The sequence below is a fragment of the uncultured Campylobacter sp. genome (genome assembly GCF_905372745.1).
Classification (GTDB): Bacteria; Campylobacterota; Campylobacteria; order Campylobacterales; family Campylobacteraceae; genus Campylobacter_A.
Genome location: NZ_CAJPQR010000011.1, coordinates 43,200 through 65,914, shown reverse-complemented (window position 1 = coordinate 65,914; position 22,715 = coordinate 43,200). Strand labels below are relative to the sequence as shown.

25 protein-coding genes are annotated in these 22,715 nt (G+C 45.2%); 4 read left to right on the top strand and 21 right to left on the bottom strand.

Annotated features, from left to right (window positions below; translation table 11 throughout):
* The first annotated feature begins 321 nt into the window (after positions 1-321).
* Entirely contained in the window at positions 322-993 is a 672-nt protein-coding gene (gene queC, locus QZ157_RS04905; protein WP_295142598.1) for a 7-cyano-7-deazaguanine synthase QueC, read from the top strand.
* Positions 994-1,421: 428 nt separating this feature from the next.
* Here queC and QZ157_RS04900 read toward each other — a convergent pair whose 3' ends face one another.
* The 5 genes from QZ157_RS04900 to mobB are packed head-to-tail and all read right to left on the bottom strand — an operon-like array spanning position 1,422 to position 5,922.
* The gene (locus QZ157_RS04900) at positions 1,422-2,429 is read right to left on the bottom strand and encodes a ferrochelatase (protein WP_295142595.1); all 1,008 of its coding nucleotides are present in this window, start codon (positions 2,427-2,429) and stop codon (positions 1,422-1,424) included.
* A gap of 6 nt (positions 2,430-2,435) precedes the next feature.
* A complete protein-coding gene (gene metG, locus QZ157_RS04895; RefSeq protein WP_295142592.1) occupies positions 2,436-4,355 on the bottom strand; it encodes a methionine--tRNA ligase in 1,920 nt (639 codons plus the stop codon).
* Positions 4,356-4,373: 18 nt separating this feature from the next.
* On the bottom strand, positions 4,374-4,592 hold the full coding sequence (locus QZ157_RS04890; RefSeq protein ID WP_295142589.1) for a hypothetical protein: 219 nt from the start codon (positions 4,590-4,592) through the stop codon (positions 4,374-4,376).
* Positions 4,589-5,443 carry a class 1 fructose-bisphosphatase gene (locus QZ157_RS04885; RefSeq protein WP_295142586.1) on the bottom strand — a complete coding sequence of 285 codons (855 nt, stop codon included), beginning with the start codon at positions 5,441-5,443 and terminating at the stop codon, positions 4,589-4,591. The genes QZ157_RS04890 and QZ157_RS04885 overlap by 4 nt, the downstream gene beginning before the upstream one ends.
* Positions 5,440-5,922, bottom strand: a complete 483-nt coding sequence (gene mobB, locus QZ157_RS04880) for a molybdopterin-guanine dinucleotide biosynthesis protein B (RefSeq protein ID WP_122862095.1) — start codon at positions 5,920-5,922, stop codon at positions 5,440-5,442. The genes QZ157_RS04885 and mobB overlap by 4 nt, the downstream gene beginning before the upstream one ends.
* Before the next feature lie 100 nt (positions 5,923-6,022).
* On the opposite strand from mobB, the gene QZ157_RS04875 reads away from it, so the two are divergent.
* A complete protein-coding gene (locus tag QZ157_RS04875) occupies positions 6,023-6,517 on the top strand; it encodes a hypothetical protein (RefSeq protein ID WP_295142582.1) in 495 nt (164 codons plus the stop codon).
* On the opposite strand, the gene QZ157_RS04870 is transcribed toward QZ157_RS04875, so the two are convergent.
* Genes QZ157_RS04870 through gltX form a run of 3 tightly spaced genes read right to left on the bottom strand, consistent with a single transcriptional unit; the run spans position 6,423 to position 9,623 of the window.
* On the bottom strand, positions 6,423-8,054 hold the full coding sequence (locus QZ157_RS04870) for a lytic transglycosylase domain-containing protein (protein ID WP_295142579.1): 1,632 nt from the start codon (positions 8,052-8,054) through the stop codon (positions 6,423-6,425). The genes QZ157_RS04875 and QZ157_RS04870 overlap by 95 nt on opposite strands.
* Positions 8,038-8,325: a YggT family protein gene (locus QZ157_RS04865; protein ID WP_295142577.1), complete on the bottom strand. Its 288-nt coding sequence runs from the start codon at positions 8,323-8,325 to the stop codon at positions 8,038-8,040. Before QZ157_RS04865 ends, QZ157_RS04870 begins: the two co-directional genes overlap by 17 nt.
* Positions 8,322-9,623 (bottom strand): glutamate--tRNA ligase, encoded by a 1,302-nt coding sequence (gltX, locus tag QZ157_RS04860; RefSeq protein ID WP_295142575.1) that lies wholly within the window; start codon positions 9,621-9,623, stop codon positions 8,322-8,324. Before gltX ends, QZ157_RS04865 begins: the two co-directional genes overlap by 4 nt.
* A gap of 124 nt (positions 9,624-9,747) precedes the next feature.
* Between gltX and mscL the strand changes: the two genes are divergently transcribed.
* The gene (gene mscL, locus QZ157_RS04855; protein WP_295142572.1) at positions 9,748-10,155 is read left to right on the top strand and encodes a large-conductance mechanosensitive channel protein MscL; all 408 of its coding nucleotides are present in this window, start codon (positions 9,748-9,750) and stop codon (positions 10,153-10,155) included.
* A 9-nt stretch (positions 10,156-10,164) separates the two neighbouring features.
* The gene (locus QZ157_RS04850; RefSeq protein WP_122874191.1) at positions 10,165-10,803 is read left to right on the top strand and encodes a Crp/Fnr family transcriptional regulator; all 639 of its coding nucleotides are present in this window, start codon (positions 10,165-10,167) and stop codon (positions 10,801-10,803) included.
* Positions 10,804-10,922: 119 nt separating this feature from the next.
* Here the strand turns inward: QZ157_RS04850 and mrdA are convergent, their stop codons facing one another.
* From mrdA to QZ157_RS04785, 13 genes are all read right to left on the bottom strand, one after another.
* Positions 10,923-12,767, bottom strand: a complete 1,845-nt coding sequence (mrdA, locus tag QZ157_RS04845) for a penicillin-binding protein 2 (protein ID WP_295142567.1) — start codon at positions 12,765-12,767, stop codon at positions 10,923-10,925.
* The gene (locus tag QZ157_RS04840; RefSeq protein WP_295142564.1) at positions 12,764-13,261 is read right to left on the bottom strand and encodes a hypothetical protein; all 498 of its coding nucleotides are present in this window, start codon (positions 13,259-13,261) and stop codon (positions 12,764-12,766) included. The genes mrdA and QZ157_RS04840 overlap by 4 nt, the downstream gene beginning before the upstream one ends.
* A gap of 124 nt (positions 13,262-13,385) precedes the next feature.
* Positions 13,386-14,009, bottom strand: a complete 624-nt coding sequence (gene yihA / locus QZ157_RS04835) for a ribosome biogenesis GTP-binding protein YihA/YsxC (protein ID WP_295142563.1) — start codon at positions 14,007-14,009, stop codon at positions 13,386-13,388.
* A complete protein-coding gene (lptA, locus tag QZ157_RS04830; RefSeq protein ID WP_295142560.1) occupies positions 14,006-14,485 on the bottom strand; it encodes a lipopolysaccharide transport periplasmic protein LptA in 480 nt (159 codons plus the stop codon). Before lptA ends, yihA begins: the two co-directional genes overlap by 4 nt.
* Positions 14,482-15,021: an LPS export ABC transporter periplasmic protein LptC gene (lptC, locus tag QZ157_RS04825; RefSeq protein WP_295142557.1), complete on the bottom strand. Its 540-nt coding sequence runs from the start codon at positions 15,019-15,021 to the stop codon at positions 14,482-14,484. Before lptC ends, lptA begins: the two co-directional genes overlap by 4 nt.
* Complete coding sequence (locus tag QZ157_RS04820; RefSeq protein WP_295142556.1) at positions 15,012-15,500, bottom strand: HAD hydrolase family protein; 489 nt, start codon at positions 15,498-15,500, stop codon at positions 15,012-15,014. Before QZ157_RS04820 ends, lptC begins: the two co-directional genes overlap by 10 nt.
* Entirely contained in the window at positions 15,497-16,060 is a 564-nt protein-coding gene (hisB, locus tag QZ157_RS04815) for an imidazoleglycerol-phosphate dehydratase HisB (RefSeq protein ID WP_295142553.1), read from the bottom strand. The genes QZ157_RS04820 and hisB overlap by 4 nt, the downstream gene beginning before the upstream one ends.
* Position 16,061: 1 nt before the next feature.
* Positions 16,062-16,919 carry a septal ring lytic transglycosylase RlpA family protein gene (locus QZ157_RS04810; protein WP_295142552.1) on the bottom strand — a complete coding sequence of 286 codons (858 nt, stop codon included), beginning with the start codon at positions 16,917-16,919 and terminating at the stop codon, positions 16,062-16,064.
* Complete coding sequence (locus tag QZ157_RS04805) at positions 16,903-18,114, bottom strand: lytic transglycosylase domain-containing protein (RefSeq protein WP_295142549.1); 1,212 nt, start codon at positions 18,112-18,114, stop codon at positions 16,903-16,905. Before QZ157_RS04805 ends, QZ157_RS04810 begins: the two co-directional genes overlap by 17 nt.
* A 12-nt stretch (positions 18,115-18,126) precedes the next feature.
* A complete protein-coding gene (locus tag QZ157_RS04800; protein ID WP_295142547.1) occupies positions 18,127-18,915 on the bottom strand; it encodes a TatD family hydrolase in 789 nt (262 codons plus the stop codon).
* On the bottom strand, positions 18,915-20,168 hold the full coding sequence (locus QZ157_RS04795) for a diguanylate cyclase (RefSeq protein WP_295142545.1): 1,254 nt from the start codon (positions 20,166-20,168) through the stop codon (positions 18,915-18,917). The genes QZ157_RS04800 and QZ157_RS04795 overlap by 1 nt, the downstream gene beginning before the upstream one ends.
* Positions 20,169-20,239: 71 nt before the next feature.
* Positions 20,240-21,763 (bottom strand): AAA family ATPase, encoded by a 1,524-nt coding sequence (locus tag QZ157_RS04790; protein ID WP_295142542.1) that lies wholly within the window; start codon positions 21,761-21,763, stop codon positions 20,240-20,242.
* The gene (locus QZ157_RS04785) at positions 21,756-22,649 is read right to left on the bottom strand and encodes an NAD(+) kinase (RefSeq protein ID WP_295142540.1); all 894 of its coding nucleotides are present in this window, start codon (positions 22,647-22,649) and stop codon (positions 21,756-21,758) included. The genes QZ157_RS04790 and QZ157_RS04785 overlap by 8 nt, the downstream gene beginning before the upstream one ends.
* Between the last annotated feature and the right edge of the window lie 66 nt (positions 22,650-22,715).

Below are 22,715 nucleotides of genomic sequence, written 5' to 3'. Positions count from 1 at the left end.
CTTCCGCCCCCAAGCCCCCACCTACCCCACTGCACATTCAAGGTGGCGACATAGCTTTGCTCTGCGAGCAAAGCGTCGCGGGTTTTTAGTTAAATTTGAGCATAACGAATTTACATTTTCAAGGTGCGGGTCTCGGTAAGTCAAATTTGAGGTTGAAATTTATAAATTTGAACGTAAGACGATAAGGCGAAGTATCGTGAGATGATTTTTCGAGTTTTGAAGCAAAATTGAGCGTGCGCTAGGCATATAGCCTGCAGAGCGAAAATTTTGCGAAATCTCGGAAAAGCGCTCGCGAGACAAGCCGACTAAAAAGGAGAAAGAGTGAAAAAAGCGGTTTGCATAATGAGCGGCGGCATGGACAGCACTCTGTGCGCCGTCCTAGCTAAACGCGCAGGCTACGAGATTATCGCGCTGCATTTTGACTACGGACAGCGCACGATGAAGCGCGAGAAGCTAGCCTTTGAGCAGATCTGTGAGCGCATCGGCGCGCTAAAAAAAGTAAATTTAGACGCTAGTTTCATAGCAAGTATCGGCGGCAACGCGCTAACGGACGAGAGCCTAGCCATCCGCAAAGATGGCGCCAAGCCCGACACCCCTAGCACCTACGTGCCGTTTCGCAACGGTATCTTTATCTCTATCGCCGCCGCGCTGGCCGAAAAAGAAGGCGCGCAGGCGCTATATATCGGCATCGTCGAGGAGGACGGCTCGGGCTACCCCGACTGCACGGCGGACTTCATCGCCAAGATAGAAAGCGCAGTAAACGCCGGCACCTCAAAGGACTTTAGCCTGCAAATCGTCACGCCGCTGGTAAATTTAAGCAAGGCTGACATCGTGCGAAAATCGCTGGAAGCTGGCTCGCCGCTAGAGCTAACGTGGAGCTGCTACGAGCGCGAGGACGAGGCCTGCGGCGAATGCGACAGCTGCCGCCTAAGACTGCGAGGATTTGAGCTGGCGGGCGAAAAAGATAGGATAAAATACGTAAATTTAAAATAAAATGTCTAAAAATTGGCGTGAGCCTATCCGCAAATTTAATGCGAAATAAATTTATCCGCCAAAATTCGGCGACCGTCCTACTGCCGTTTTTGTTTGCAAATTTGATCGCGGCTGCTATTTTTACGGATTTTAGACGGTAAGTATTTTGCAATATCCGCTTTAAAGACGGAAAACAAAACGCCTACTTTAAATTTCGCTCGCATCTACGCTACTGCACTAACCGATCATGCAAAAGCGACCGCGGCATGCCTCGCAGGGTAAGCACTATTTAGACGCTTTACTTAAAAACTCGCAGGGCAAGCTTTTTGATTTACGCATTTTTCCGTCAAATTTATCGGCAAATTTGCGGCTAGAAAGCAAATGATTTTTAAAGATTAGATCAAATTTGCGGCAGATAAAGGTAAAAATATGCGCCAAATTTGAGTTTTTTATAAAATTTCGCCAAACAAATCAGGCTCGGGCGCGGCCAAATTTAGCATCGCTTCAAGCTCCTCTTTTTGGCATTTAACGAGCGCGTAGTGAAAATTTGAAAGATTTTTTAGCTCGGCAAGCTCCTTAAATCTCATCGTAGCAGCCGCGCTTCCCGCAAAATCCTCCGGCACGCAAATCTCGATACCGCCGCTAAAATTTCGCGCTAAAAACGCCGCCTCCATATCAAAAAGCTCGTCGTCGCACTCGGCAATAAAGGCCTGAGAGCTCGCGCCAAAAGGCACGACGCGAAAATTTTTATTTATAAAAATAGGCTCAAAGTGCCCTAAATTTCGCGTATCGCCGAGCTTAAAAGAAAAGCCCGCGCGGATCAGATACTTCAAAAGTCCGCAAAGATAGTGCGTAAAAACTTTAGGAAAATTTAAGTTTGGATAATAAACGCCCTCGCAAACGACGCTAGAGGCAAACAGCGAGCCGCCCTGCGCGCAAACCGCGTCTAGGCCGCTAAAAACGGTATCGTAAAGCGGCGCGATCTTGGATAAAATTTTAAGATCGTCTGTGAAAAACAGATCCCCCGCGCCCGCTTTCATTATCTTTATAAAAAGCCGCGTCGCATCCTCAGGCAGCAAGCTAGCTACGTTGCCTTCGGCGTTTTTGCCCAGGCTCATACGAGCGAGCAAGGCTTTTTGCACGGGATTAACGGAGCAAAATTTGAGATTTTTGTAGCTGGCCTCAAAGCGCATCAGTCGCATCAGCGCCGCGCTCAGGCTATCGACCTTGATAAAAGCGACTTCAGGATCGATAACCTCGCATCTTTGCTCGACTAGCACGGCATAGGCGCCGTTCGCGACGGCTGCGGCTATCTCGTCCGCGCCCGCGCCAAGCCCGATGTAGGCGTAGCCTTGGCGCACGTTTTTACTCTCAAACGCAAAGCCCTCCACGGCGCTGACGCTCGGTTTATTTAGCGCTTCGCCGTTGATGAGGCGCCTTAGGTTTTCGATATTCACGCCGTTTTAGCCTACTTCTGATCCATTTTTGACCGCAGCCATCGGCGCGATGAGGCACAGCGACCCATCCTCGGCGCTAAGGATCATGCCCTCTGATATGTGACCGAAAATTTTAGCCGGTTTTAGGTTTGCCAGCACGCAGACCTGCTTGCCGACAAGGTCCACCGGAGCGTAAAATTTAGCAATGCCCGATAAAATTTGACGCGGCTGCTCTTCGCCAAGATCGATCTTAAATTTAAGCAACTTCTCGCTGCCTTCGATATTTGAGCACTCAAGCACGGTGCCTACTTTTATGACGCATTTTTTAAAGTCGTCGATTTTTATTTTCGCGCCCGATTTTTCTTGCGGCGCGGCGACGGTTTTAGCTGGTTCGCTTACGCTCGGCACCGCAGTCGCCATCAGCTCTTTTTCTATTTTTGGGAAAAGCGGCTGCGTTTTTTGCGCTTTAAAGTCCAAAATTTCGTTGTTTAAGATGATTTTTTCATAAGTTGCCGTCGAGATCTCAAAACCTAGCGTCTGCGCGATCTTCTCGCAGGTTCTTGGCATCGCGGGGCTTAGCAGGACGGCTACGCGAGCTAGCAGGTTCGCACATAGCGAAACGAGCGCGTTTGCTTCGTCTTTTTTGCCGTTTTTCATTAGATTCCACGGCTCAAATTTAGCTATGCTCGCGTTAGCAAGCGTTAGCGCCTTAAAGAGCTCCTCAAGATAGCGGTTCGTGGCGAAACTCTCTAAATTTTTAATAGCGTTTTGAAGGTATTCGTTACCGCTATCTAAAACCTCGCCGTAAAATTTACGCACATTTTCGCCTTTTATCTCAAAGTCCGAGTATTTTTCGCTCATGCCCACTATGCGGCTTAAAAGATTGCCCAGATCGTTGCTAAGCTCGGAGTTTATGCGCTCGATCATCGCTTTTTGCGAGAAGTCTCCGTCCTGTCCAAACGGCACTTCGCGTAGCATAAAGTAACGGAAATTTTCCAGTCCGTACGCGTCTGCGACTTCGCTTGGATTGATGACGTTGCCCTTGCTTTTACTCATCTTTTCGCCGTCTCTCGTCCACCAGCCGTGAGCCGCGATGCAGCGAGGAAGCGGCAGATCAAGGCTCATCAAAAACGCCGGCCAGTACACCGCGTGAAAGCGCAAAATGTCCTTACCTACGACATGCGTAGCGCCCTTCCAGTAGTGCATCTTATCATCGCCGAGCGTGTAGCCAAGCGTGCTAAGGTAGTTTATGAGCGCATCCAGCCAGACATACATCACGTGTTTTGGCTCGTTTAGGCTTGCAGGCAGCTTGATACCCCACTCAAAGCTCGTGCGCGTGATCGATAAGTCGCGCAGGCCGCCTTTTACGAAGCTCACGACCTCGTTTTTCTTGCCGCGCGGCACGATACAGTCCTCGTTTTCTTCATACCATTTTAGTAGCGCGTCTTGGTATTTTGAAAGCTTGAAAAAATAGCTCTCCTCTTTGACCAAATTCGTCGGTCTACCGCAATCAGGACACCTCTCGTCCTCCAAAAGCTGCGTCTGCGTAAAAAAACTCTCGCAGCAAACGCAGTAGTACCCTTCGTACTCGCCCTTGTAGATATCGCCTTTTTGATACATTTTAAGAAATGCGTTTTGCGCCGTAAGCTTGTGATAGTCGTCGGTCGTGCGAATAAAATGATCGTAGCTGATCTCAAATTTATCCCACAACTCCCTAAATTTCGCGCTTATCTCATCGGCATAGGCTTGCGGCGTGTAGCCTTTTTTTGCGGCGGCTTGTTCGATCTTTTGCCCGTGCTCGTCGGTGCCGGTCATAAAGTACGTATCATCGCCCTTTAACCTCGCAAATCTCGCTACAGTATCGGCGATCACGGTCGTGTATGCGTGTCCGATGTGCGGCACGTCGTTTACGTAATAAATCGGAGTCGTAATATAAGTCGTGTTCATAATCTTTCCTTTTTAAATTTAAAAATCAAATCCGCCGCCGTCGCCTTTGGACATCGAGCTATATACGGCGTCTACGTAGTTTTTGCGGGTTTTACACTCAAACATCGCCTCGCAGATAAAGCATGAGTTTAGCCCCTTTTCGTGCTGGCAAGCTTGTAAAATTTCTCTTTGGCGATCAAGCTCCAGCTCAAATTCGTCCTTCTGAGCTACGTCATGCTCCACGACATGCTCGCTCATTTCGCGCTTCCGTAAAATTTATGCAGTAAATTTATCTCGTCTTTGGAGCCGAAAAAGCAAGGCGTGGTTTGGTGGATTTTTTCCACTTTCATATCAAAAAGCGTTGCCGAGTAACCGTCGCTAGTCGCACCGCCCGCGCGCTCGTAGATGAAGGCAAACGGCAGCACCTCAAACAGCGCCCTTAGCTTGCCCTTTGGCGCATCCGTCGTGGCAGGATAGCTAAAAAGCCCGCCGCCTTTTAGCAAAATTTGATGCAGGTCGCTCACCATGGCGCCCGAATATCTGAGGCGATACCCCTGTAAAAACAGCTCACGGATAAATTTAGCGTGAGTCTCGCTCCAGCCTTTTTGCGTAGCGCCGGTGGCGTTTAGCTTGCCTTTTTGAGCTAGAGCGAGGTATCTGATAAACCTAAACTCGCCGTCTTTATCCAAGCGAAAAAACGCCGGCGCGGTTCTATCCGTACAAAGCACGAGCTCTAGGCGCGGGCCATACACGACGTAGGCTGCGGCTTTTAGATTTTGCGGAGTTAGCTCGTTTTCGTAAATGCCAAAAATCGAGCCTATAGAAAAATTTACGTCCACTAGGCTAGAACCGTCTAGCGGATCGTAGGCGACGATAAATTTCGCGTTCTCGTTTAGCGCCAGCATATCCTCTTTTTCTTCGCTAACGAGCGCTTTTACGCAGGCTAAATTTGCAAACTCAGCCGTAATGATTTCGTCGCTTCTCACGTCTAGCTTTAGCTGCGTGTCGCCCGTGGCGTTAGCATGATCAGTGTAGCCAAGGTCGGCGTATTTTATCTCTTCGCCGATTTTTACGGCGATCTTTTTAATCGTTTCAAAAATTTCGTTCATTTTAAAACCTTTGCGTTTTTTAGTATCCACTCGCAGATAGCCTGCGTGTCGTCTAGATCGAAGTTTGGCTTATCGATCTCGTAGTCTTTTTTATAGCTTGCGATCGCGTTTGAAAAGCTAAGATAATCCTCGTTTATCTCGTCCTTAAACACGCTAATGCGCGGTAGCGGCAGGGTCTTTAGCCCCTCTACTAACAGCAAATCAAATTCGCCTGCCATCGCTACGACGTCCTCTACGCTCTTGCTCTCCTGCGAGAAAAAGGTCGTGCGCGTCGGACTCATAACCGCTACCTCGGCGCCTATTTGGCTAAATTTATAGCTATCCTTACCCTCGACGTCAAATCTAGCTTTATCGCCCGGGTCGTGTTTGATGATCACGACTTTTAGCCCGTCATCTATAAATTTTTTGGCGACCTTTAAAATAAGCGTAGTTTTACCGCTGTTTGAAGGCCCCGAAAAAGCCATTGCCGCTTTCTTCATTTTTCTCCGAATTTTCAAAATTTACGCCGATTATAGCAAATTTAGGCTTTTTAAAAGCAAAATTTATCTAAAATAGCGCCAAATTTAAAGAGGTTTTAAAATGAAAAAGAGCGTATTTTTCTTAAGTTTTATTTTGGCGTTAGTCGGTTGCGCGGACAAAAAATATATCCACGAACCGCTAAAAAACGAGCTTTTAGCTTACACGAGCAAGTCTGAGATCATAGATGAAAAGACTAACATCCTAATCGTCGCGACTTATCTAAATCCGATCTATAGCGAGCTTGCGGGCGAACAAAAAAGAGAGAAACTCGTCGTGGCCGTACATCCCAAAGAGGTTAAAATTTTAGAGGAGAGCTTCACGGCAAACGACTTGCAGCAAGGCATCATGGTTAGACGCCTAGCCGCAAACGATCCGCTTTTAGAAAAAGTAAGCTTTGAGGTTCCGTGGGCGCAGTATTTCGAAGTCAGCACCCCGGAGATCAAAAGCGATAAAATCAACCTTACTTTCGAAATTTATCCGTCAAAGAAGGCGTCTTTAAGCTTTCAAAAAGTGTCGAAATCGATGTACTGGAACGGAGAAGCCTTAGGTAAATAACATAGTTTGCGAGTACCTTTTTGCCGTAGTCGCGACTCTCGGCAAAGGGTACGAGCTCCATGGATAAAAACGGCTCATACTCGCCTTCGTTAAAAAGGTCGCCTCGCTGAAGCATCTTCTTAGTAAAGCCTATACCGCCGTTATACGCGTAAGCGACAAAAAGCGGATGGTAGAGATATTTCTCCAAATAATTTAAATGATGATCCGCAAATTTTAACGCAAGGCGCGGGTCAAACATATCGTCCTGATCGAAATTTGGGATTTGCAACTCTTTTTTGCCGATATGGTTAGCCAAAAACGGCATAAACTGCATCATACCAAGCGCATAAGAGGTCGAGATGACGGCCGGGATAAAGCGGCTTTCTTGCCTGCCGATCGCGTAAAGAAGCGCTTTTCTAGTCGCATTTACGTCCTCTAGCTCATCAACAAACGGCATGACGAAGTAGCTATCCTTGTAGCCGCTTGCCTTTTCCATCAAGTATGCGTAGTGCCCGAGCGTCTCTTTGGTGTTAAAAGTTTCAGAATGCTTTGCGGCGTCCTGCGCACTCATCTCTTTTATCATTTTAAAGGTCTTTTGCCACAAAAACGGGTCTTTTATGTCGTAGTCAGCTACCTTTTCTTTCGTAGGCGTCGGCGTGACGATGTTTACGGCCGGACTTGCTCCCGTTAGCTCGTTTGCGTAGAGAGTGTAGATATTTACGTCGCGGCTTTGATTTAGCTTCTCAAGATAGCTTTTGTCCTTGCTTAACAGATATAGCCAAAAAAGGGCATTATCCTTGCGGTCTTGCCTCTCAAAGGCGGCCTGCGCTCTAGTAAAAAACCTAGCCGCGTCTTTTGGAGAATTTAACAAAACCGCGTTGATGCCGAGCATAAAAGCGTCCTTGCCCGCAAGCTCAGTTTCCTTTATCGCGAGAAAATTTTGCCTAAATTTGGCCGATTTCTTATCGATTATCAAATCGTTTGCTAGAGCGTGAAACTCTTTTTTAGCCGCGAGTAAATTTATAAAATTTGCGTCAAATATCTTGTCAAATTTATCCTTATGCGAGGACTGGTTAAAATAAACCAAAAACGCATCCGCATCGTTAAATTTGGCAAATTCATCCTCGGGATGCTTTGCGTTTAGCGAGCTCAAGCGGCGATAAAGAAGCGGATCGGAGTCTTTAAATTTATCCGCCAGCTTTTGCCTCGTCTCCTTCTTTAGCTTCATCATAAAAGGTACTCGCAGGCGCTGTTTTTGGCAGGTTACGTTTGCGTCTAGGATATTTTTCGCGCTTACGCTATCGCAGTTTCCTTTGGTCTTTTTGGGCGGCAAAATTTCGGCCAGCTTCTTTGCTAGTACGCCCGCTCGGCGAAAGACGTCTTTGTTTAAAATTTGCGCCTGTTCCTTGGTGTAGTCGCCTTCGGTTAAAAGGCGGTAAAAGTAGTAATCCTTAGCAAGCCCCTTAGGCTCGTCTTTTATCTCCTCAAAACTCTTAACTCCGCCAAACACCGCCGCCGCAAAAATCGCGGGCAGGATAAATTTAAGCAGCGTACGCAAACATGAGCCTTACGAAAAATCTATCTATAAACTGAAGCGACAAAAGCACGATAATAGGCGCCAGATCTATACCGCCAAAAACCGTCGGTATCACGCGGCGGATAGCGCCGTAAACGGGCTCGGTGAGGCGGTAAAGCAGCTGTACGATAGGATTGTAGGGATCGGGGCGCACCCAGCTTATGATCGCCGCGCCTATGATGATCCACGTGTAGGCGCTGATAACGATATGCAAGATACTGCCGACTGCTTCTAAAAATACCGAAAATATCATCGTAAAATTTCCTTTAGATACGGTTTGATGAGCGGATATAGCTCGCTAAGCTCGGGGCCGTGTTCGGCGCCCGTGAGCAAAATCCTAAGCGGCATAAAAAAGCCTTTGCCTTTTAACCCCGTGGCATCCATGAGAGCTTTTTTTAGCCCGTTAAATTCACCAAATTCGCTCAAATTTAGCGAATTTACAGCGGCCTTTATAGCCTCGCAACCCGCCTTAAACTCATCAGGGATAAATTTAGTCGCGAAAATCGCATCGACCTTGGCTTTTATCTCGGTTAGCAGGCTGCTTTCTTGCGTGTAAAATCTAGCTATAGCGGCAAATTCGGGCTTTATACCCATTAGCGCGGCTAGTCTTGCGTCGCCTGCTCTTTTGATGTGTTCGCGGTTGATGTGCTCTAGCTGTTTGACGTCAAATTTGGCCGGAGACGCCGAAACCTTCGAGATATCAAACCACTGCGCGGCTTCTTCTATCGTAAAGATTTCAACCGGCGCCTTGTAGCCTAGCGAGACGATATAGTTTGCGATGGCTTCGGGCATAAAGCCTTGCGAGAGCAGCCATTTTACGCTACTTTCGTTCTCGCGTTTGCTCATTTTTTTGCCTTCGACGTTTAGGATGATAGGCAGGTGGGCGTAGTTTATCTTTTGCGTGTAGCCTAGGCCCTCGCGGATGAGGTCTTGTTTTGGCGTGTTGCTGACGTGATCCTCGCCGCGGATGACGAAGGTTACGCCCTCCAGCATATCATCGACCGCGCAGGCGAAGTTATAAGTCGGCGTAAAATCAGCTCGCATAATCACAAAGCTATCGACGTTTTCAGGCTCGAAGCTGATTTCACCCTTTATAGCGTCTTTAAATTTCATCGTACCTAGCGGTTTTTTCATACGCACGACGAAAGGCTTTTGGTTGTTTAGCACTTCGTTGTCGCTTAGATGCTCACACGTACCGTCGTAGCGGTAGGCTTCGCCTCTAGCCTTTGCAGCTTCTTTTTTAGTCTCCAGCTCGCTTTCGGTGCAAAAGCACGAAAACGCTTTTTTATCTATCAAAAGCTTTGCCGCAAATTCGCGGTGAAATTTCAAATTTTTACTTTGATAATAAAGCGTGTCCCATTTGATACCGAAAAGCTCTAAAATTTCTAAAATTTCCTTGTCTTTTCCGGGGATATTGCGCTCCTTGTCGGTATCCTCGATGCGGATGATAAAGCCGCTTTTATCCTGAAGCGAACAGACGTAGTTTAGGATCGCAACCCTTAAATTTCCCAGATGCATATCGCCTGTAGGCGACGGCGCAAAACGATACATTTTTATTTCCTTATTGATTTTTGGGGCGATTATAGCATTTTTGGCATTTAACCTCGCTTTTTTATCTTTTGTGAAGCTAAAATAAATATAATTGATATCTAATTTTAAAATTTAAAGGAAAAAGATGAGTTTCATCAAGGAATTTAAAGAATTCGCAATGCGCGGCAACGTCATCGACATGGCCGTGGGCGTCGTAATCGGAGGAGCTTTCGGTAAGATCGTTACCTCGCTAGTGGGCGACGTAATCATGCCTATCGTGGGCGTACTAACTGGCGGCGTGAATTTTACGGATTTAAAATTTACGCTAAAAGACGCAGTCGGCGATACGGCTGCCGTAACCATAAACTACGGCTCGTTTATACAAACGATGGTCGATTTTACGATTATCGCGTTTTGTATTTTCTGCGTCGTTAAGGCTATAAATTCGCTCAAAAAACCAAAGGCGGAGGAGCCAAAAGCCGAGGAGCCTGCGCCGGTGCCTGAGGATATAGCGCTTCTAACCGAAATCAGAGATCTTTTAAAAAATAAATAAGAACACCAAATGCTAGAGCAAATCCCGTTTTTTCAGGGGCTAAACGAGGCCGAGCTAAAAAGGCTAGAAGATATCAGCATCCTAAAAAAATATAAAAAAGGTGAGTTTTTATTTATGGAGGGCGAGGAGTCAAAGTGGCTCCACCTCCTCATAAAAGGTTCTCTCAAGCTATATAAAATCGGCCCTAAAGGCAAAGAGATTTTTATGCATCAATTTAACGGGATTAGCTTCGTAGCCGAACTTGCCAACTTTGAAAATATCAAATTTCCGGCGACGGCGATATTTTTAACGGGCGGCGAGGTACTAAAAATCGACTACGATAAATTTTACGCCGAGTTTTTATCAAATCCGCGCGTATCGCTGCAAATAATCAAATCGCTCTCGCAAAAGTTAAAAATCGCAAGCGAGCTGATACATCAAGAACTCGTGTTAAACTCCGAGGCCAAGGTTGCGAGCTTTCTCGTTAATCACGCCGACCTTTTTAACGAGCTAAAACACATCAAAATCGCCTCCATCCTAAACATCACTCCAGAGACGTTTTCAAGGATCTTGGCGAAATTTAAAACACAAAATTTGATCGAACTAGACGCAAATAATAAAATCGTAAATATCGCTACAAGCGAGCTTTCGGAGATGTTTGAGGGATAAATTCGGCCGCTTGCCGGTTTTGTAAATTTAACTCAAATTTTACTTCGCGACTAATCCGCCAGAATTTTAGAAATTTGATCAAATTTGACGGCATTTAACGCCGATTTAAGCCCAGAATTTTAATTTTTCTTCTTTTGTGCAGCCTCGGTATCTGCTAGCGAGGCGATTTCGTATTTTTGATCGATGTAACCCATTTCTAGTAGCTTATTAAAGATTTTAGCCGTGAGAGGTCCGGCAGCCAGACCGCCGTGTCCGCCGTGCTCGATGATAACGGTAACGGCATATCTAGGCTCTTCGTACGGCCCATAAGTCGTGACCCACGCGTGCGAGCGGCGCAGATACTCCATGTCCTCTTCTTTCATACGCTTTTTTTCGGCCTGCGAGATGCCCACGACCTGCGCGGTACCCGTTTTTGCCGCTAGCGTGAGTTTTGCCTCTTTAAAATATTTATGCGCGGTGCCTTTTTTATGATTTACGACCTCATACATCGCCTTTTGGATGTACGGCAGCTGCTTTTTCTCAAACGGCGTGAGGATATCGTCGGTAGGCTCAAATTTAACCTCCTCGCCGTTTACGCTACGTAAAAAATGCGGGATGATATTTTTTCCCGTCGCTAGTATGCCCGTATATCGCACCACCTGCATCGGCGTCACGAGGAAGTTGCCCTGCCCGATCGAGGTAATGAGCGTCTCGCCCTGGTACCACGGCTGGGCGTACTTTTGCATTTTCCACTCGCGTCCTGGCACGATACCGACAAATTCATTTGGTAGATCAACTCCGCTCTTTTGCCCAAACCCCAGCCGCTCTAAAACCGGGGTTATAGCGTCGATACCGACCTTTAAGCTGCCTTTATAAAAATAATCGTCGCAGCTCTCTCGTATGGCCGAGTTCATATCCATAAAACCGTGTCCATAGACGTTCCAGCAACGGAAATTTCGCCCTCCAAGCTCAAACGAGCCTGAGCAAAAATACCCATCGGAGCGACTCATCTTACCGGTATCTAAAAACGCCATCGCCACGCCCATTTTGATAACCGAGCCCGGCGGATAAAGACCGTTTACGAGCTTGTTTGTGAATGGATGATCGATACTTTTAACAAGCTCGTCCCATTTAGCCTGCGAAAGACCCGTAACAAACGGGTTTAGATCATACTCGGGGAAGCTGCCCGCAGCCAGTATTGAGCCGTCTCTCACGTCCATCACGATGATGACGCCCGCGTTATCGCCGAAAATTTCCTCGATGTATTTTTGCATCTCAAGGTCAATCGTAAGCGAGATGTCCGAGCTTTGCGGGTAGCTCACGGATATCTCCTCTACCTCCTGATTTAGCGCGTTTACTTTTACCTTTCGCACGCCCTCTTGCCCCTGCAAGACGGAGTTATAAAAGCGCTCCGTGCCGCTTCTGCCCGTGTGATTGGTTAGCTTTGCGACGGGATCGGACTCGACGTCTTGCTGGTTTGCGCGACCGACATAGCCGATGATGTGCGAAGCTAGATTATTGTAGGGATAGTGGCGCTTTGATGCCGGCTTAACCTCTAAATTTTCTCGCAGCGAGAGCTCGGATATACGCGGTATCATCTTGTCATAATCCATAAAATCGATAATCTGAATGAAATCTTGGTTATAAGGCGAGTCGGCCTTGACGTATTCTCGCTTTAGTTTCGTGACGTTTAAGTCCTCGAATAAATTTTGCAAATTTGCAAGCTCGGCGTCTAAAATCTCCGCCCTCTTGCCGCTTAGATGCGGCTTTAGCGCGACGGAAAAACCGAGGCGATTTACCGCCATCGGGCGGCCTTTGGCGTCTAAAATCAGCCCCCTGACGGGAGCTAGATACTGCGTTTTTAGCGCATTTTGCTCGGCGATCTCCTCGTAAAAGTCATTTGATTTGACGCTAAGATAATAAACGCGCACCAGCAAAAGTACCCAGACGCTAAATATGATGCCAAACACTATGCGCATCCTCATAAGCGCCCCTTAAACAAAATTACCGCCAAAACAGACTCCACGCCGACGTAGATCAGGTATTCGTAGTCAAATTTTAGCATGGGTAAATTTGCCGCGTATGAGATAAAAGAGCTCGTCGCGCAGGTCCAAACATAACCGCTGGCGACGAATCCCGCCGCCAAAAGCTCTCTTGATTTTAGCGTAACGATGAGCCAGTCGGACATAAAATGATAAAAAAGCATAAACGCAATCACAGCTGAAAACAGCGCAAACCCGTGCGCCTGCTCGGCAAAAGTAAGGTAAAATAGGCAAAAATACCACTCCTTGCCAAACTCTTTGAGCGTCTTTTGCTTCTGCAAGGTTAGCATAATCATATAGGTGAAAAATATCCCGATAAGAGGCGGTAGATATGTAAATATAGTCGTTAGGCTCTGATAAACGATGAGAAAAGCCACCCAAGCAAGCTGCTTTAAAAATCGTTTCTCCGCGCCAAGTCTTCGCATCGCCGCACTCATTTGCATCGTTATAGGTTTTTAGCTAAATTTGCAAATTTAGTCTTGGAGTCGCTTAAATTTGTAAATTTAGTCGGAAAATTTGATGGTAAAAATGCCAAAATTTGCCTGAGGCTTTTTGATTTCATTACAGCCCCAGCGCGTTTAGATATATAAGCTCGTTTGCCTTTTCTACGCCCGTTTTTTTAAGCGCCGAAACGAAATGCGCGCCCGGATAGACTTTTAAAACCGCGCTTTTTTGGCTTTGATTTAGCTTGTCTGATTTTGTGAGGAAATTTAAAATTTTTTGATCGGGGCGCAGGAAGCTTTGCAAATAGTCGTTTACGTCCCTATCGATTTGCATATCAAACTGGCGCGAGTCGATGAGATGCACGAAAAGCTTTATGTTGGCTCTAAATTTTAGATATTCGTCGAGATTTTTTCTCCACTGCGCGTGCATGCTTTTAGCCACTTTGGCGTATCCAAAGCCCGGCAGATCGACGAAGGTCAAATTTGCCCTCTCCTCGCTTAGTTCGTCTTGCTCGTTTTTGATACCGAGCGCATATTCGACCTCGAAAAAATTTATGAGGCGCGTTTTGCCTGGCGTCGAGCTGCTTTTGGCTAGTCCTTTTTGATTAACCAGGGCGTTTATAAGGCTGCTTTTACCGACGTTTGAACGCCCTAAAAACGCTACTTCGCTAGAATTTGCAGGCGGAGCTAGGGAGATGTCGGGTGCAGAGATAATAAATTTTGCGTTTAAAACGCGGATCACTTTTTATCCTCAACCTGGAATATAAATTTAACCGGCTCTTTTTTGCCGCTGTTTACGTTATACATACCGCTATTTTGATTGACGGTTATCTTTTCGCCATAGACTTTTTTATCAGTTTCTATCTCGTGCAAAAATCCGTTGCCGTTTATCGTATATAAATTCGGCGTTGGCTCGTAAATAAGCTCGCTACCGCTACCGTCGTATGTTTTATTTTTGATAAAAACTCTAAATTTGGCGTTACCGGAAGCGACATATTTTAGCGGATTGCGATTTTTATCAAAATGTATAACGACGAGATTAGCAGTTAGCGTATCTTTACCTTTTTTAATATTTACGTTACCTTTAAATTCGCTTATTTGCTTGCCTTCGTCGGCGTAAAACTCATCTGCGGTGATCTCTACTTGCTCTGCTAAAAGAGGCAAAGCACCAAGCGCCAAAACCAAAACCGTCTTTTTAATCAAATTTATCTTTGTCATTTTTCGTCCCGTTTCTTTCTATCTTGTTCTATTAGGGCAAACGCTTTTTTGATATAAGCCTTTTTTAGCTCAAAATCGTAAACCAAAGCCTTGCCGACTACCTTATCCTCGTCGCGCGTCATCGTAAAAGGCGTCTCGGTCGCGGCTACTTTCGTCGCCGTACTATAAACGACCTCGTCCGAAAAAAACGTCAATTTTTCGCTATTAGCATATTTAGCGTTACCTTTAAATTTAATGCGACCTCCGTTATAAAATGCCTTATCTGCGCTAACGTTATGCTCCTTATTGTCCTTAAAGATTTCTGCCCTAAATTTTATAAATTCGTCAAATTCGGCGTATCTATTCCACGTATCGGCTTCGTATCTAGCATTTACAGTCGTGGCGTTTATCTCATAGTCGGTAACCGCGTTCATCTGCATATCCGCGCTAACTTCGCCGCCCTTTAAGAGTTCGCTATAATAAGGCTCCTCTATCGCCAAATAAACCATCGCCACGCTAAAAACGCTAACGACGATATAAAATATCCTTATAACCAACGTTTAGCCCACTCTCGCCTTAAGCCTTCGCTGTTTATAAGCATCTCTATCATCTCGCGCACCGCACCGTTACCGCCCTTGTAATTAAGCTTCGTTTTTACTTCAAGCTCTTTGATCGCGTTTTTTGGCTTAAAGCTCCATCCGACGCTTTTTAGCAGCTTGTAGTCGTTATAATCATCGCCTATAGCCGCAGCGTTTTCAAACTCCAGCCCTTCAAATTCCAGTATCTGTTTTGCGGTTTGAAGTTTATCGCTAACGCCTTGATAGACGTGCGTTATCTTTAGATCCTGCGCCCTTTTTTCGACGATTGGAGAGCTTCTGCCGGTGATAATCGCGACTTTTTTGCCAAGCTTTAGCCAGCTCTCGATGGCGTATCCGTCCTTGACGTCAAAAAATTTAAGCTCGTCGCCGTTAGGACTATAAACGATCTTGCCGTCGGTTAGGCAACCGTCTACGTCTAAAAATATAATCTCTATCATAGTACGCCTTTCGTGCTAGGCACGCCGACTCTGGAGTTTTTAGCCAAAGCCCTTCTTAGCGCGACGGCGCAGGCCTTAAAGCTAGCCTCCAAGATATGATGAGAGTTTCGTCCGCGAATTTTAGCGATATGTAGCGTAATTGCAGCATTAAACGCTAGGGCTTGGAAAAATTCGTTCGCCAGCTCTACGTCAAATTCGCCTACTTTGCCTTCGTTTATACTCTCATAGACTAAAAACGGGCGATTTGAAAGATCAAGCGCGCAGTTTACCGCAGCCTCGTCCATAACTACCGTCGCCTCGCCAAATCTCTCGACTCCGCTAAGCGGATAAATTTTCTCTCTTAAAGCTTGTCCGATAACGATGCCTACGTCCTCCACGCTGTGATGAAAATCTACATGCAAATCGCCCTTGCAGACAAGCTCCATATCAAAAAGCGCATGTTTGCAAAAAGCCTCAAGCATATGATCGAAAAATCCTATACCGGTACATATCTGGGCTTCACCGCTACCGTAAATCTCAAGCTCTAACCTAATATCGGTTTCTTTAGTTTTTCTTTGCATTTTATTCTCTCACGAAAAATGCGCCCGCGATATGACCGGCATTTATAAAGTCTTTAGCCTCGTCCTCGCTTCTAAAGCCGGCTATAAACACTCTATATACCTTACCTCCGTCAAGCTCGTAAGACTTTATAACCGTATCATACGCTCCATTGCCGTATTTGCCGGCGTATTGCTGTCTTTGCGCATTTGCGCCGCTTAAATTTTTAAACGCGCCGATTTGCACCATAAAGACTCCGCCGACAAAACTTTGCTGCTGGGTTTTAGCTATACCCGAACTTTGCGCGCCAGGTTTATTTTTGGCCTGAGGCGCCTGAGCGGTAGTTTTGTCGCTAACGTTACCGTTAAAACCTACGACTTCAAGCAAAACCGGAGCCGTGCCGGCGTTAAATACGTCGAGCTTTACCGCGCCGGTTTTTGAAAGGTCGATTACGCGACCGGCCACGAAAGGACCTCTGTCGTTGATACGCACGACGATACTTTTGCCGTTTTTTATATTCGTCACGCGCACCATCGTATTCATCGGTAGCGTCTTATGCGCCGCCGTCATAGCGTGCATATCGTATACTTCCCCGTTTGACGTCCTTTTACCGTGGAAATCAGGTCCGTACCAGCTAGCTACTCCGCTAGCTCTGTCGCCGACTTTTACGACCGTAGGATAGTACGTTTTACCATTTATGGTATACGGACGCATAGTGGCTTCATGCATGCCTTTAGATGAGTTTATTTTACCGCTTCCGCCCTTTTTAGAACCGCCGCCCGTTATGCCGCCCATAGGCGAGGTCAAAAACGAACAACCGCTCATAAAAAAAACTAAAAATAGGCTAAAAAATATAAATTTAACTCTACTCGGTTGCGGCAAGTTTAGCTCCTATAGAACCGTTTGAGCTCATTAGCGTATTAGCCTCTTTTAGATCTTCAAGCGCGACATCGAATTTTTGCGACACTTCACCTAGCGTCTCTCCGCTTTTTACCATGTATTCCGCCAAATAATTTACATTTTGTTCGCTAGGTATGACTAGTTTTTGATCAGGCTTAATTTCATTTGAAGCAAGGCCGTTGTACTCTTTTATAATTTTATGATTTACGCCCGTTTTTTCGGCTATGGTTAGCAACGTATCGTTTTCTTTGACGGTATAAATTTCAAATTTTCTATTTTTTGCAGCCTCGAAATTATCGTTAAACATTTTCTTTTTATTAGACGGTATATATAGATAATACGGCTTTTGCGTCGGAGGAGTGTAGACGAATTTTAAATGCATATTGTTTTCTTTCATCTTTTTTAGACTAAGTCCTATGCTGTCGCCGACCTCCATCAGCGTAGTACCGCCCGGGACGCTTACCTTAGATAGTTCGGCATTTTTGACGGCATCTTGGGTCTTGGTTTTAGCCACCAGGTTTTCTTGTTCTTTGGCTATATGCGCGATAGTTAAAATTTTCTTTACGAATCTTTTCGTCTCTTTGGGAATATAGCTTTTTTTATCGTCGAGTAAAACGGCTAGATCGTCGGTGCCGGCCTTTTTTATTCCCTCTCTTAGCCTTGCGTCGCCGCAGTTATAGGCCATCATTGCAAGATACCACTTGCCAAAGTCGTTTTTTAAGCTTTGTAGGTATTTAGTGGCCGCAGCGGTAGCCGCCATAGGGTCTTTTCGCTCGTCGGCATATTTATCGACTCTAAGGCCGTAAAGCCTAGCCGTAGACTCCATAAATTGCCAAATTCCGATGGCTTTCTTGCTAGATACTATATGGTTTGAAAAACCGGACTCCGTCATAGCAAGATATAAAAACGACTCCGGGATACCGGAATCTTCTATAATCTTTTGAAGCATCGGGATATGCTTATGACCGTTTCTTATAGTATCGGCAAACTCTTTTCTTTTGCTATCTTTGATAGATTTTTTTATATCGTTATAATAAGAACTCTTCATAAATTTAGCGTCTATGTCGAATTCTTTTAAGATCATCTTTTGGGTTTGCTCTGAGTCGCTACCGGTTGCGGACGCAAAAAGCCATCCCGCACAGGCTAGACACAGCATTATTACTCTAAAGATTTTCATTTTTCTCCTTGATTACGTGTTAAATTTCGTAAAAATTTTCTTCGCGTTTTTCGTAGTTATTTGCATTACCTCTTCTTCTTCTTTTAAATTTAAAATCTCAGCCATCTTTGCCGCAACCAACCGCGTAAAAGCAGGCTCGTTTCTTTTGCCTCTAAAGGGCTCCGGCGTCAGATACGGCGCATCGGTTTCAAGTAGCAGCCTATCTAGCGGAATTTGGGGCAAAATTTGAACCAAATTCTTTGCGTTTTTAAACGTCAAAACTCCGCCGATGCCAAAATAAAATTTGCCCATTTTAGCAAGCTCTAAAAGCAACGGCGAAGCGTTATAGCAGTGTAAAACCGCAGCAACCAGCCTGCTTGCATACTCTTTTAAGATATTAAAACTATCTTCGTTTGCATCTCTTATATGCAAAATGACCGGCAAATTTAACTCTGCCGCCATATCAAGCTGTGCTCTAAATACGCGCTTTTGTTCAGCTTTTTCCGCTTCTTTTTCGTTCTCATCCTTGGGCAAGCGGAAATAATCAAGCCCACACTCGCCCACGGCTATACACTTTTCGTCTCGCGCAAATTTACGCAGCGCCTCTTCGTCAAATCCCGCCTTCTCATACGGATGAACTCCGACGGCAAAAAATATATTTTCAAATTCGTGGGTTATTTTAGCCGCTTTTGGTAAATCATTAATATCAGCCCCAGGTATCAGTACTCCGCCAATACCGTTTTTACGGGCGTTTTCGATAACTTGCGCAAGATCGCCGTCAAAGCTTTTGTCATCCAGATGACAATGCGTGTCTATTATCATCAGGCTATTTCCACCCTATTTCTACCGTTTTGTTTAGCTCTGTAAAGAGCCTCATCGGCAAGCTCCAAAATTTCGTCAACGTTATAATCGCTTTTACCGAAAGTAACGCCTATGGAAACCGAAATTTTAACCGATTCGTTTTTAATATTTATCGGATTGGCTGCTATTGCGGCTCTTAATCCGACGAAAAATTTAACCGCGTCTTCTTGCGATACGTTTTTTAATAAAACGCAAAATTCTCCGCCGCCGAATCTAGCCGCTATATCGCTGCTTTTGGTGTCGTCGATTAATTTTTTAGCCAGTAGTTTCAAAATTTTATCGCCGCTATCTTGTCCGTATTTATCGTTGATATTTTTAAGCCCGTCTACATCGATCACGGCTACGGCGTAAGGCATAGGATTTTCTTCCAAACTAGCCAAGTACCCTTGCATATCGTCGTAAAAATACCTTCTATTAAATAATCCGGTTAGAAAATCTTTATTGGCGAAATTTGCGATTTTATTGATATTTTCCATATTTTCTATAGTATTATTTACGCGGCAAATAAGCTCTTCTTTTAAAAACGGCTTAGCGATAAAATCATTAGCTCCGTTTTTCAAAAATACCGCGCCGCTAACGTTTTCGTTCGCGCTAGTCATCATTATAACGCCTAGTTCGTTTTTATCTTTTTGTTCCCTTAGCTCTTTTAAAACCTCCAAACCGTCTTTTACCGGCATACCGTAATCAGAAACCACGAGTTTTATATCGGGATTATCGGCAAAATAATTCATCGCTTCTTCGCCGTGAGCCGCCGTAAATACTTGAAACTGCAAATTCTGCAATATTTTTTTTACGTCGTTTCTAGTCTGCATTACGTCTTCTACTACCATGACCTTATACTGCTTGTTGTTTTTTAGCCTATCTATCATATGAAATATATAATTTACGTCGCTCATATTTCCCTTATAGACGTAGTCCACGATGTCCTTGTCCATAAAAGTCTCTCTAGTCTTATCGTCCATACTGCCCGTTAAAACTATAATCGGTAAGCCCTTAGACGCTACGAAATCGACCACTTCGCCGTTTGGAGCATCGGGCAAATTTAAATCGAGCAAAGTTATAAAATAATCCTTAGCCTTCGTAAGAAACGCTTGCGCTTCGGCTAAGCTGTGAGCGACGTCCACTTGCATTTCAGTATTATCTTCCATCTTTTTAGCGATTAGCTTTGCTAAGGCTTTGTTGTCTTCTACTATTAAAATTTTACTTTTTTCCATAAATATCCATTTAAAAATTTTCGAGAATATACCATTACTTTTCTTTTTTCAACCTAAATTTTAAGCCAAACTTAAACAACCAAAAGCTGACGGGCGAAATTTATCGCTTCCTCAGTTATACGTTCGCCGCTTATCATACGAGCCAGCTCATTCACGCGCTCCTCGTTTTTTAGTTCCCTTACGTTCGAGGTTTCGCCGCGCTTTTCGACTAGAAAATGCGAATCGGCCTTGGAGCTTAGCTGCGGCTGATGCGAGATGGCAAAAATTTGATAAAATTTGGCCAAATTTAGCAGCACGTTTGCGATACTCATCGCCTCTTTTCCGCTTAAATTCGCATCTATTTCATCTAGGATTATGACGCCCTCGCCGCCTCCGGTGATCTTGCTTTCGCTCGCGATAAAAGCTAGCCTTAATCGGTTTAGCTCGCCCGAGCTTAGATTTTTTAGCGCCGTCTCGTTTAGGCTCAAATTTACCTCGTCCCTGCCGGCGGCGTCTAGGGTTTTGCTATTTATCTTCAATGAAATCTCGCTCATATAAAGCTCTTTTAAAAACGAATTTATGAGCGACTCAAGCTCCTTTAAATTTGCCGCGCGAGCTTGGCTGATTTTATCCGCCAGCGCGTTTACCGCGGTTTCATTTTGCTTAAATTTACGCTCCAGCTCGCTTTTTTCAAAGCTTATATTTTCATATCTTGCTAGCTCGGCTTTGCGCGTTTTTAGCGTATGGAGTGCCTCTTCCTCGCTGCCGTAGCGACGCACGAGCGAGTTTATCGCCTCGATGCGGTCTAGCACCCCCTCGATATCCACGTCTTCTAGCTCGTCCATGTTTAGATTTTCGCGCGCTACTCGCAGCTCGTTCATCGCCTCTTCAAAAAAGCTGCTATCGATATCGCTGATGTTTAGCGCATCCGTCACGGCCTGCTCGAAATTAAAAATTTGCTCCGCCCTATTCCACGCTTCTAAAATTTTATCCTTTTTACTTAGGCGCTTTTTTAGCTCCATAAGCTCGTCAAATTCTCCGATCTTCGGACTCACGCTTTCTATTTTATTGATTTCAAAAGAAGCAAATTCCTTTAGCTCCTCCACTCTTTTTTCTTCGTCGACTATTTTTTTCAGCTCGCGAGAAATTTGGCTAAATTCATCAAATTTGAGCCTAAATTCGCTCAAAATTTCGTTAAATTTAGCGTCTTTTTTCGCTTGCAAGCTATCTAGCAAATTTAAAAATCTCTCGTTTTCAAATTCGTTTATTTCCTTTGCGGATAGGTATTTTACGTGCTCTTTGGCGATGCTGGCTAGATTTTTTTTAGAAACGGCTTGCGAGTTTATAAAGTAGCGCGTCGTTTTGTCGCGAAAGAGCTTAAAGGTATTTATCTCCTCGCTCTCAAGGCCGAATTCCTCGAGGTTAAATTTATGCGAGACGTCTGCCTCGATCAGCTTTGCTTCGCTGTCCTTTAGCCCCAAAACCGCCATGATGGAGCCCATCAGGACCGATTTGCCCGCACCGCTCACGCCCGTAAATACGCTAAGTCCGCGCCCGAAATTTAACTCGACGTTTTCAAAACTCAAATTTTGCTTTATCAAAATCCGCTCAATCATTATAACCCCAATGCAGCTTTTCTTTTAAAATTTGAAAGTAATCTCTCCCGACGTGGCGGATTAGCCGCGCCGTGCTCGCGCTTAGCGTCATGCTCACGCCCCCAAACTCGCTCATCTTATACCTATCCTGCCCGTCGATAACCAATACCGCCGCGCTTGCGGTTTTAAATTTGATCTCAAATCCGCGCGGAAGCACCACCGGACGCTGCGTGAGCGAGTGCGAGCAAACGGGCGTAACCAAAAACACCTCACTCAAAGGATAGGTTATCGCCCCGCCCGCACTCATGTTATATCCGGTTGATCCAACGGGCGTAGAGACGATGACGCCGTCGCCAAAATACGCGTTAAAGTATTTTTCGTTCCAAAAGGCCTCCACGTGCGTCATGGAGCCAACCTTTTCGCCCACGATCACCGCGTCGTTAAATGCTATTTTACGTAAAATTTCGCCGCTTTTTTTGTGCAAAAAAACGTCAAGCATAAAAGGGGTCTCGACCTCAAATTTGCCCTCGAAAAACTCGGCGAAAAATTTCTCACATTCATTCATCGTGATATCTGTTAAAAACCCTAGCCTGCCCGCATGAATGCCTAGCACGAAGGGCGAAATCTCGGCCGCGTTTCTGCAAAGCGAGATGATCGTGCCGTCGCCTCCCAGCGAGATCAAAAAATCGCACTCCGTAGCCAGCTCGCACACCTCAAATCCTTGCAAATTTGAGCCCTCTTTTAAATTTAGATGTTTAGCGAGCACGTTTTCAAACAAAATTTGAACGCCGTACCTAGCTAAAATCTCGCGCAAGATTCGCGCGTTTTTAACTAAATTTGCATTGATTTTTGCGACTAGGCCGACTTTTTTTACCTTAGTCGGAAGTAATAAATTCTCTTTTTTCATAGAGCGGATTTTATCACATTTTGTTTTAAAAAAGCTGGGAGCAAGCAAATTTCTAGTATAATGGGC